The organism is Actinomadura rupiterrae, from assembly GCF_024172125.1.
In the GTDB taxonomy this organism is placed as follows: domain Bacteria; phylum Actinomycetota; class Actinomycetes; order Streptosporangiales; family Streptosporangiaceae; genus Spirillospora; species Spirillospora rupiterrae.
In genome coordinates this window covers 78,795-90,780 of sequence record NZ_JAMZEA010000017.1, presented here as the reverse complement: position 1 = coordinate 90,780, position 11,986 = coordinate 78,795, and the positions used below count along the sequence as shown (strand labels likewise).

Sequence of the window (11,986 nt, the reverse complement as noted above, 5' to 3'; positions counted from 1 at the left end):
TACCCGGCCATTGACCAGCCTGAACTCGTACCCCTCGTCGGCCCATCCAGGCTGGAGAGCTGGTCGGCAATCACGCTCTTCCCGGGGGCCGGGTAGGAAGACTTTGCTTCATGTCAGTGATTTCTGGCATAGTTCCGCCTCGTGGCGATCAAAATGTCCCTTATGTGTGGTTCTCTGGCTCTCCTCCTCGCGGCCTGTGGCTCCTCGGACGAGGGCAAGGTCGTTATGAAGGCCGAGGACGGCAACACAAGGACCTACAAGGAGGTCCGAGACCTGATCGCAGACGGCAGCATCGACCTCCAGGGCGCCGACTGCGCCACCTTCGCCTCCTTCGGAGCCAAGGAGCGACAGATCCGGTTCCCCGCCGGCCAGGCACTCTTCGTCCAGGCATGCGAGGAAGGGCAGCGCAAGGCACAGAAGTCCTGAGAGTCACCTGGGGCCCGTGGCCAGGAGTCCCATCCCCGGATTCACGCCCCGGCTGAAGGCCCTCCACGGCGGCCCACCCGATGAAGCCCCACGCCTTCGCGGCAGGATCGTGGGCGCCACGCCAGGTCCTTGTGGCCGAGGCGACACGCGCCCCGACACGACCTCGGCCTCCGGCAGCCCGCTGCGCCTGCCGCTCAGCCCCCCGCCGCAGGCCGACACCGACAGGGCCGCACCCCACACCCCCGCCAAGAGCATTCCCAACGCTCAAGGCTGTCCGCACCCTGAGGCCGCCGCTGCAGGAGCACCACCAGCGCCCAGCCGGCACGAAACGTCGGACAGAGCCCGGCTCCCGCCCTGAGGCAGCACACCGGTTCCATCGTGCGCGGAGCCGAGGTGGTGACAGGGGAAGGGCCGGGGCACTCGCTGATGCCCGTGCCGACACCTCGGTGCCATTACCAAGAGTAGTGATCAGGCGGCCGAAACGGACGCGCCGAGGACGCACCGACACTCCACGAGCGGCCTTCCCGACACTGAGGACGGGTGACCAGATCGATCACGCTGCGCAGCCGCTGTTGCTGACAGAAAGCTGATCGACTCTTGAAGACGCACAGCGTAAAAGCGTGGTTTACACCAGAAAAACGTGATCCAGATCACTCCGCGCGACCGGCCTGGTGTGCGAAGTGGCATCGAAACCCCATCGACATGCTCTTCATGTCCATGTGCGCTGAATGTCCAAATTTAAGATCACGTTAACGTCGCTCCAAGGTTCCTGTAGGTAGTTGTTGTGATCTGGGTCACCTACTAAACGCTCGTTGACCACTCTCTGTGCTTCTGACTAGCTTCCGCATGATCAAAAACCTTGCTTACAGTTCCCCCGCGACTGTCACTCATCGTGTTCACGGTGCGAGCTGTAGGCCTTCGTGAGGGGGTGGCGCACTGCGCTGTGAACATGGAGAGCCCGGGACGGCGCCGAGCCAGGGCCTTCGACCGTGCGGGTCCGGTCTTCGCCCTCGAGCCCTGACGTCCGCTCGACGCAAGCCCCGCGCCCGCAGGAGCGCGGTGTGAGAGCCCGTCGAAGCCTCGTTCTCGCGATCGCTGCGCTGGCCGCGACCGCGTCACTGCAGGCCCCGCAAGCCGAGGCCCAGCCAAGGCCACCGAAGACCTCGCTCGATGCCTCACCCAAACCCACCGAACAACAGGCGATGGCCGCGGCCCAGGCGACCGGCAAGCCCGTCGAGGTCCTGTCGATGCGCGGCGAGTCCCGTGAAGTGTTCGCCCAGCCGGACGGCGGCGGACTGCTGCTCAGCCAACACCTGCGGCCCGTCCGGACCCGCAAGGCCGGCAGATGGGTGGGAGTCGACGCGACGCTTCAACGCAAAGGCGCAGCCATCGTCCCCGCCGCCTCGACGGTGGAGCTGCGACTGTCAGCCGGTGGAACCGGCCCGCTGGTGAGCATGACCCACGGCGGCCGAACGATGGAACTCACCTGGCCAGCCCCCTTGCCCTCACCGGAGCTGGACGGCGATACCGCCGTCTACAAGGGAGTGCTCGGACCCGATGTGGACCTACGTGTCCAGGCCGACATCGACGGCTTCTCCCACACCTTCGTCATCCGCACACCCGAAGCGGCCAAGGACCCGCGCCTGGCCGCCCTCCAGTTCGGGCTCTCCACACCGGGCCTGAAAACGACACTGGACGCCGAAGGCAACCAGACCATGGTGGACGCCGTCACCGGCGCCGAGGTGTTCAACGCGCCCTCACCGAAGATGTGGAGCTCTGGGACCGCGAAGACCGCGACGCAGCCGACCACCCCGCCCTCCCCGGGAACCAAGGCGGCTCCGACTGCGCCGGCAGCGCCGGATCCGACACCTCCCAGCAAGGACGCAGGACTGCGGGAGGCCACCGACCAGTCGCCCGGCGACCTCGGCAAAGTCGCCCCCGTGAAGGCGAACGTGGCCGGCGGCAAGCTGACCCTGCAGCCCGACCAGACCCTGCTGACCGCTCCTGACACCAAGTTCCCGGTCTTCATCGACCCCAAGTACTACGCGCCCAAGTCCACCGAGGACGGGACGTGGCTGATGGTGTCCAGCAGCGGATCGAAAGACTGGAAGTTCAAAGGCGACGAAGGCATGGGCCGCTGTCCATACAGCCTGCCCAGGGGCTACGAATGCAAAGGCTCCTTCGTCAAGCGGCTCCTGTACAGCTTCCCGACATCCAAGATCGCCGGCGCGGCCGTCTCCAAGGCCGAGTTCGTGGTGAAGGAGACCTACGCGCCATCGTGCACGGCCAAGGAAGTCAGCCTTTACCGCATCAGCGGCTTCTCCAACACCTCCACCTGGAACACCCTGTGGGACAACCCGAAGTACCGGCTCACCGGAACCAAGGACGCCAAGGGATGGAACTCCAGCTGCCCGTCCGACGACCTGCGCTTCAACGTCTCCGACGAGATGCAGAAGGTCGCCGACACCAGGAAACCCACCGTGTCGTTCTATCTGCGGGCCGGGCAGGGCGACGACCTGGAAGGCACCGACGAGGCCTCCCAGTACGCCTGGAAGCGGTTCAGCAACGCGGCGGTGCTGCAGGTCTACTACAACCACAGGCCGAACCGCCCCGCCCTCAGCCAGATGAGCTCCGCCCCAGGCGGAGCCTGCACCGGGCACCAGTGGGGCCACGAAGGGCATATCGCCCAGACTCCGACACTGAAAGTCGCCAACCTCACCGACCCCGACGGCGGCGGCGCTGAAGGGGAGAAACTCAAAGCGAAGTTCGGGGTGCATTGGACGGACAAGGCAGGCGTAAAACAAGACCGCTACTACGAGACACCGATGAAGAACCCCACCAACTCGGTGTTCTCGGTGGCCCTCCCCAAAGACGTGGTTCCGCAGGCCACGATGATCGGATGGGACGTCCAGGCCAGCGACGGCGCCGCCTGGAGCGACTGGAGCTCCAGTGCAGGCATATCGCGCTGCTACTTCATCTACGACCCGCGCGCACTGCCCGCCCCGACGATCACCTCGAACGCAACCGACGGATACAGCGAGGTGGACCCGGCCGACGAGGCGCAGCTTCCCCAGCCCGGCGTCGGACGCTACGGGAGGTTCAGCATCGCCTTTGACGCCCGTGTCACCAAGTACGCCTTCAGCATGGACGTCGAACCATCCGAGGCCGGCGCCAGCCCCCGCAAAGCCGGCACCACGACCGAGGACATATGGGTCATGCCGACCCACTCCGGTCTCAACAAGCTCAACGTCAAAGCCTGGGACGCCGCCGGCGTCGACGCCGACCGCGAGTACGTCTTCAGCGTCTCCGAAGGCAAAGCCCCCGTGGGGCACTGGAAGCTGAACGAGACCGCCGGCGCCGGAGAGCTGGCGGACTCAGGCGAACCCCCGGCAGATCAAAAGAGCCACCCGCTCACCGCCCACGAGGGTGTGACCGCAGGGCAGCCCGGCATGTCAGCCACCGCGATCAAGCTGGACGGGACACCCGGCGCCTACGCCGAAAGCAACGGCCAGGTGGTCGACACCGACCAGAGCTTCTCAGTGGCGACCTGGACCAAGCTCACCGACCTCACCAAGACCTCGACGTTCGTGAGCCAAGACGGCGACGCCAACAGCGCCTTCTACCTCCAGTACCGCGCGGCGCAGGCCGACAAGCCCGCCCGCTGGGTGTTCGCACGCACCTTGAACGACAACGACACCAACCAGGGCTGGGTCGCGGTGGAGTCCAAGAACACCCAGCTCAACTCCTGGGTGCACCTGACAGGTGTCTACGACAAGGTCGCAGGAAAGATCAGCCTCTACGTCAACGACAGCGCGACCGCGGTCGAGACCGCCTACACCAGACCCTGGAGCAAGCCGGGCAACCTCCAGCTCGGCAGAGGCAAGTGGGCCGGTGCCTACACCCAGCCCGCGACGGCCTACCTCGACGACGTCCGCGTCTACGACCGCGTGGTCTCGGCCGCCGAGTCACGCTCGATGTTCACCGTCAGGTCGCAGGTCGCAGGACTGTGGCACCTGAACTCCACCAAACCGGCGGCACCTGGCCTGTCGGAGGACTCAGCTCCCGGCCCGGCCAAGCACGACATGCAGCTGACCGGCAGCGCGGCCATCACCAGCGACGACGACAAGGTGGCCGTCGCCCCCGACGAAGGAGCACGAGGCGCGCTGGACCTCAGCGGCGGATGGGCCGAGACGCAAAGCGCCGCCTTCGACACCGCCGAGAGCTTCACGGTGTCGGCATGGGTGCAGACCCCGGGCGTCGGCGCGACCCGGCCGATGACGGTGCTGCGCCTGGCCGGAGGCGGAGACCCGATCACCCTGCGCTACCGGTACGACGCCGCGACCCAGCAAGGCCAGTACGTCCTGGACGTCAACACCGGCACCACCGACGCACCCCTCATCAAGACACTGGCCGCCTCGGGAAACGACCATCCGATGGGCCACTGGGACCACCTCGCGCTGGCATTCAACGGCTACGAGCACACCATCACCCTGTGGGTGAACGAAACAACGGTGACCCTCACCGAGACCAACCCCACACCTGCGCTGACGCGCCTGGAACTCGGTAAGCCCGCCTCCGGCGACAGCCCCTGGACCGGCCAGATCGACGACGTCTGGCTGCTGCGCGGCGCGGCCGGCGACCCGCAGATCGACCAGCTGGCCACACCGATCGAGCTGGCCGACATCTAGCCCGCTGGAGGGCGGACCGCGGCTCCGCCCTCCAGCCCCCCTTTGCCTGACTTACGCGCAACGCCTCCACATCTGGTGGGGGCGTGATCAGTGATGACCGGAGGAACAGTTGCCCAGCGGCGTTGTGGCGCGGCTTGGAACGACACGACTTCTGCGATACACAGCGGCCCTCGCGGCCGTCGTGATGTCCACAGGACTGGTGTCGGCCCTGCCCGCGCAAGCCCAACCACCCCACTACAACCCCGTAGACCAAGAGCGTGTGGTCCAGGGCCACAAGCTGACCGTCAAGCCTCGTCGCCTAGACGACGCGCTGAACAACCCCGCCCCCGCCCCGAGAACAGCATGGCCGAAGTCCGGCACGGCGGAGGTGGACGTCCCCAAGGCAGCCGGCCTCGACAAGGCCAACAGGAGCCCGGCGGCACGGGCCGGGGACCTGCCGGTCTCGGTGACAGCGCCCGCCGCCCGCCCCGGCCTCCGCAGCAACGCGCACTCCACGCAGACCGCGGGCAAGGTCCAGGTCCGCGTCCTCGACCGCCACGACGCCCAACGCGCCGGGGTCAACGGACTGGTCTTCAGCGTAGGACGCTCCGACGCCCCCACCGCGGGCCAGGTCGGGGTCCAGCTCGACTACTCCGCCTTCGACCAGGCCTTCGGCGGCTCCTACGGGTCACGCCTGCGCCTGGTCCAGCTGCCCGGCTGCGCCCTGTCCACGCCTGAGCGACCCGAATGCCGCACCACCACACCCCTGGCCGCGGCGAACAACACCCAGAACCGCACACTGGCCGGCACCGTGGACGCGGCCCCGGTCCCCTCCGGGCCGCAACAACGACCACACGCCGACCCACACACCACGACCACCACCGCCTCCGCCGCCGGGCCGACCGTCCTGGCCGCGGTATCGGGAACAGGCGGCGACCAGGGCGACTACAAAGCGACCGCCCTGTCGCCGTCGGCCACCTGGCAGGTCGGCACCCAGACCGGCGACTTCAACTGGTCCTACCCCATGCGCGTGCCCCCGGTGCCCGGCGGGCTGGCCCCGGACCTGAAGCTCAGCTACTCCTCGGCCTCGATCGACGGACGCACCTCCAACGCCAACAACCAGTCCTCCTGGGCCGGTGACGGCTTCGAACTGTGGCCGGGATACATCGAACGCAAGTACAAGGCGTGCAAGGACGACGGCGTCCCCAAGGACGAGGAGTACAACGAGTACCCCGCAGACCAGTGCTGGGGCTACGACAACGCCTCGATCTCCTTCGCAGGCCAAGGCGGCGAGCTGATCCCCGCCGGAGGAGACCGCTGGCGCCTGAAGAAGGACGACGGCACCCGGATCCAGAAGCTCACAAGCTCCACGACCGACAACGGCGACAACGACGGGGAGTACTGGAAGGTCACCACCCCGAACGGCACCACCTACTACTTCGGCCTCAACACCCTGGCAGCCGGCAAGACCAAGACGAACTCGACCTGGACCACACCGGTCTTCGGCGACGACGACGGCGAACCCTGCCACAAGGACGCCTTCAAAGACTCCTGGTGCCAGCAGGCCTACCGATGGAACCTGGACAAGGTCGTCGACTCCAACGGCAACGCCGTCACCTACTTCTACCAGCAGGAGAAAAACCACTACGGCCGGAACCTGCGGGCCAAGAAGGAGACCGAGTACGTCCGAGGCGGCTACCTGGAGCGCGCCGAGTACGGCCTGAGGAACGACGACCTCTTCCCGGCCAAGGGAGCGCCGGCCCGCGTCGACTTCAACGTCTCCGAGCGATGCATCCGCGACACCGCCGCCGACTGCGCCGAAGCCAACATCAAGGACCACCCGGCCTACTGGGAAGACGTCCCCTGGGACCTGCACTGCGACCAAGACCAGGAATGCAAGGACGAGCACGGATCGGTCTCCCCGAGCTTCTGGTCCCGCAAACGGCTCACCAACGTCACCACCAAGATCCTCAACAACGACGGAACCGGCTACCGCAGCGTCGACTCCTGGGACCTCAAGCACGCATGGAGCAACGGCGACGTCGACCGGCAGCTCCTGCTGGAGTCCGTCACCACCAAGGGACTGGCCACCACCCCGCCCGTCACCCTGCCACCGGTCACCTTCATCTACACCCAGAAGGAGAACCGGGTCGACAAGCTGGGAGACGACGACGGCCCCTTCGTCAAGTCACGCCTGGGAACCGTCTACACCGAGACCGGCGGCCAGCTCGACATCAACTACACCGATAAGGACTGCACCCCCGGCGACCTGCCCGCCGAAGCCGACAACCACCGCCGCTGCTTCCCCGTCTACCGGATGAAAAGCACCGGCACCGACGAGAACCCGACGCTGGACTGGTTCCACAAGTACGCCGTCGCCCAGATCGTCCAGACCGACCTCACCGGCGGCGCACCCGACACCGTCACCGACTACAGCTACAGCAAGCCGGCCTGGCACTTCGACGACGACCAAGGCCTGCAACCCGACAAGTACAAGACCTGGTCGCAGTTCCACGGGTTCAGCCGGGTACGCACCATCACCCGAGGCGGCACCGGCGGCACCGACGGCCAGTCCGACACCTGGTACTTCCAAGGAATGGACGGCGACCGCGCCGACAAGGAAGGAAAACAGACCAAGACGCCGGTCCCCGTCCCGGCCGACGCCGGCGACGCCGCGACCTACGACGACCACGAGTCCCTCCAAGGCCTCGAAGCGCTCACCATCAAGTACGACAAGGCCGGAGGGACACCGGTCACCAAGACGGCCGTCGAACCGTGGCACAAGCAGACAGCGTCCCGCACCGGCAAATGGGGAACCGTCACCGCCGACTTCGTCGCCCAGCGGACCCAGACCATCTCCTCGCTCATCGACGGCGACAAATGGCGCCGAACCCAGATCAGCAACAAGGAGTTCGACGAGGTAACCGGCAAACCGGTAGTCGTCGAGAACCTCGGCGACACCGACCCCCAGGTCACCAACGACGACCGGTGCACCACCACCTCACTCGTCCACAACACCACCGACTGGCTGGTGGGATTCACCAGCGAGGTGAAAACCGTCGCCGCACGGTGCGGCGAGAAGGCCGACTACACCAAACAGCTCGTCAGCGCCTCCCGCAGCACCTACGACGGCAAGGACTTCGGCCAGCCGCCATCGCGCGGCCTGGTGACCCAGACCGACAAAGTCTCCACCGCAACCACCGTGGACACCCTGGTCTACGTCCCCGAAGGCCGCTCCAAGTTCGACGACTACGGCCGCCCGACCGCGACGACCGTCGTCGACAACACCACCAAGCCCGCCACCGAACGCACCACAACCACCACCTACACCGACACCAACGGCCTGAACACCGCGGTCAAGACCACCACACCCCCCGCCGTCGCCTCAGACGCCACCACCGCCCAGGTCACCACCAAGACCTACGACCCCGCCTGGGCCGGCGTGCTCACCGACACCGACGCCGGCGGCCAGGTCACCCACGTCGCCTATGACGCGCTCGGCCGCACCGCCAAGGTCTGGGGACCCAACCGCACCACCTCGCAGACACCCACCAGCGAGTACGAATACCTGCTCAGCCCGTCCCACATCACCACCATCGTCACCAAGACACTCAACAACGACGACCAGCAAGACCTCTCCTACACCCTGTACGACGGCTGGCTCCGCACCCGCCAAACCCAGGCCCCAGGCCCCGACAACGGCCGGGTGATCAGCGACACCTTCTACACCGCCCGCGGGAAGCCCGCCAAGACCTACGACCCCTACTACGCCGACGGCGCCCCGACCTCAACGCTCTTCGGCGTGGACAAGGCCGGTGACGTCGAGACACAACGCATCACCGAGTACGACGGCCTGGACCGCGTTACCACACAACGGCTCCGCCCAGGCAACACCGACCAGGGCGAACGCTGGAAGATCAGCTACGCCTACACCGGAAACACCGTCACCGTCACCCCACCAGACGGCGGCACACCCGTCACGACCGTCACCGACGCCCTCGGCCGGACGGTCGAGATGCGTCAGCACTGGACCCAGGCGGTCGGCTTCAGCAAGACCACCTACACCTACAACGCCGCCGGCAGCCTCGCCTCGGTCGTCGCCCCCGGCGGCTCCACCTTCACCAACACCTACGACGTGCGCGGCCGCAAGACCACCGCGACCTCACCCGACTCCGGAACCGTCCGCTACACCTACAACGACATCGACCAGCTGACCCAGACCGAAGACCCGCGCACCGACAGCGCAGGCCGAACCCGCAAGCTGCAGTACACCTACGACGGCCTCGGCCGCCAGCGCGTACTGAGCGACGCCACCGCCGGCACCCCGGGCACCAAGCTCGCGGAATGGACCTACGACACCGTCCGCAAGGGGCAGCGCACCGCCAGCATCCGCTACGACGGCACCCAGAAGTACACCTTCCGGAACAAGTACTTCGACGCCTACAACCGGACGACCCAGGCCAACATCCAGGTCGAAGGACTACCTGACGCCGAAAAGAGCCTGGTCCCCACCAACGGCTACACCCTCAGCACCACCTACAACCTCGACGGCACCGTCAAGACCACAGGACTCCCCGCAGCCGGAGGACTCCCCGCCGAAGCCGTCTCCTACTCCTACGACGCCCTCGGCCGCCCCACCACGACGCAGAGCAACCTGTCCTCCTACGTCGTACGGACCGACTACAGCAAGACCAGCAAGCTGCTGGGGCTGCAGATGGCAACCAGCGCCACCGGCAAGAAGGCCGACGTCTCCTACACCTACGAGTACGGCACCCAGCGACTCCGAAACGTCCTGGCACGCCACGACGGCGCCGCAGGCTACGACAGCAGCGCCGACTACTCCTACAACGACGCCGGCGCGGTCACCCAGATCGCCGACACCTCCCGTGACGGCATCGACAACCAGTGCTTCCAGTACGACTACCTGCAACGCCTCACCGACGCCTGGACCCAGAACACCCCCGCGGGCACCAAGCCCACGTGCGCGGACGACCCCGCACGACCCACGCAGGTAGCCCTCGGCGGACCGGCCCCCTACCGGTACCACTACGACTACGACGTGACCGGCAACCGGACCAAGGAGGCCAAGTACGGGTCCACCGGGCTGGTCGAGGCCGAACGCTCCTACACCTACGCCCCCGGAAACGGAGCCGACGGCAAGCAGGTCAACGGCCACCAGCTCGCCAGCGTCACCCGGACCGGCCAAACCAAGCCCGAGGAGACCTACGCCTACGACGTCCTCGGCAACACCACCACCCGAAACACCGCCTCAGGCGAACAGAAGCTGAACTGGGACACCGAAGGCCGCCTCACCAAGATCACCGACAGCAGGGCCGGCGAGACGACCTTCGGCTACGACACAGCCGGCCAGCGCTTCCTCCGCCGCGACCCGACCGGTGCCACCCTCTACCTCCCCGGCCAAGAGGTACGGCTGGACAAGGGCGCGACCACCCCCAAGGCGGTCCGCTACTACCAGCACGCCGACGGGACCGTGGCGAGCAGGACCAGCGAAGGGAAGGTGACCTTCCTCCTCGGCGACCACCACGGCACCGCCGAGATCGCCGTCAACTCCGCCGACGGCACCTACGCCCGGCGCCGCCACACACCGTTCGGAGCCCAACGCGGCAACAACGGCACCTGGCCGGCACTGCACGAAGGCGGCTTCGTCGGAGGCACCCGCGACCCCAGCACCGGGCTGACCCACCTCGGCGCACGCGACTACGACCCCAACACAGGCCGGTTCATCTCACGCGACCCGGTCATCGACGACAACGACCCGCAACAGCTCAACGGCTACGCCTACAGCAACAACAACCCGACCAACCTGCTCGACCCGAGCGGACTGTGGCCGTGGAACTACATCTGGAACGCGCTCGCCGACCCGGGCTCCTACGACTGGAGCGCCGACTACAACTTCATCGGCGGCTGGTTCGACGGCACACTGCAGTCCTTCATCGACCCGTTCCTGCAGCTGTACAACATGCCGGGCGAATTCGCGAACGCCAACGCGAAGATCGTCAACACGGTGACCGGGAAACCCACCGTTCCCGAGGTCGAACCCAAAAAGATCACCGTTCACGTCAGCGGCGCCGACCCCGACACCAAGATGTACAAGGCCGGCCATGTCGGCGGCGAGGTCCTCGGAATCCCGATCCCCGGCGCTGCGGCGGGTAAAGCGCTCGGCGCCCTCAAGGGACTCAGGGAGCTCCGGGAGAGCACGAAGTTCGAGAAGGCTCTGGCAGCCGCCCGCGGCGACAACTGGAAGCCCTTCAGCCGAGGTGACGCCGCACTCAAGGACAATGTGATCCATGAGATCGGCGAAGCGGCTCCCGGTCGTTCAACCGATGAGGCGCTGGCTGACCTTGACTCAGACGTGCAGAAGTTCACGGTCAAGGGATACGAGAAGGGGCAGAAGAAGACGCGGGTTTATGTGGGGGCTCTCAACACCAAAACCAGGCAGACGGTGATCGCGAACTCCGGGACCCTGAAGGGGTGCGCTGTCACGCGCTGCGCGGAAGGTCATTCATTCAATATCATCGTCGAACAGCTGGGAGGAGACCCTGCAGACATTCGCTTCACCAGAGCCTGGACGCTGGAGAATTATGACAATGTGACGAAAACCGGGCCGGTGGGGCTCGTCGCGAAACTCGTCTGCGCCAAATGCCAGCTAGACTTCCCGGAAGCAGCGACGAACTTCGGCGATGCTTCAAACGGGGCCCCGGAAGGGTTCTGGTGGCAGACCGGCCAGCAATAGAATAATGCGCTGGCCGCGATCACGGAACTGAGATGGACGGGCCGCCCGACCGGACGCGGGACCATCGGGCGGCCCGAGTTCCCGAGAAGAAAAGTGGACCTCAGTTCCTAGAGCAGGCCCGGTATCATGTGCCAGTCGA

3 protein-coding genes are annotated in these 11,986 nt (G+C 66.5%); all 3 read left to right on the top strand.

Translation table 11 applies throughout. The features are described from left to right. Positions 1-141: 141 nt before the first annotated feature. Entirely contained in the window at positions 142-426 is a 285-nt protein-coding gene (locus FHU30_RS42000) for a hypothetical protein (protein ID WP_253883318.1), read from the top strand. 1,061 nt (positions 427-1,487) lie between these two features. Further along, the gene (locus FHU30_RS47500; protein WP_253883317.1) at positions 1,488-5,114 is read left to right on the top strand and encodes a LamG domain-containing protein; all 3,627 of its coding nucleotides are present in this window, start codon (positions 1,488-1,490) and stop codon (positions 5,112-5,114) included. Between the two features lie 184 nt (positions 5,115-5,298). Next, positions 5,299-11,847: an RHS repeat-associated core domain-containing protein gene (locus FHU30_RS41990; protein ID WP_253883316.1), complete on the top strand. Its 6,549-nt coding sequence runs from the start codon at positions 5,299-5,301 to the stop codon at positions 11,845-11,847. Positions 11,848-11,986: the final 139 nt, after the last annotated feature.

What these genes read in the sequence shown, in the direction of transcription:
- FHU30_RS41990 (WP_253883316.1), top strand. Translation starts at nt 5,299, where the DNA reads ATGTCCACAGGACTGGTGTCGGCCCTGCCCGCGCAAGCCCAACCACCC.